Annotated in this window: 1 protein-coding gene; it reads left to right on the forward strand. The window is 76.2% G+C overall.

What is annotated here, in order from left to right; genetic code table 11:
- The coding region (locus tag RT323_RS15750) for a UvrD-helicase domain-containing protein (protein ID WP_313410132.1) at positions 1-239 on the forward strand (239 nt) is incomplete at both ends.

Raw genomic sequence — 239 nt, forward strand, 5'->3', positions numbered from 1 at the left:
ACGGCCGCGACCTGGTGGTCGTCGGCGACCACGACCAGGCGATCTACGGGTTCCGTGGCGCCGACCCGGCCGCGATCACGCGCTTCCCCGCGCAGTTCGCGACCGCCGGAGCCCCAGCCCCCACGATCGCGCTCACCACGACGCGGCGCTTCGGGCCGCGCATCCTCGAGGCCGCCCGCATCGCGCTGGGCAACCCTCCGGTCGCTCCCGGCCTGGATGCGGCCGCGGCCGAACGACAC

Source organism: Aeromicrobium sp. (assembly GCF_032084975.1).
Taxonomy (GTDB): Bacteria; Actinomycetota; Actinomycetes; order Propionibacteriales; family Nocardioidaceae; genus Aeromicrobium.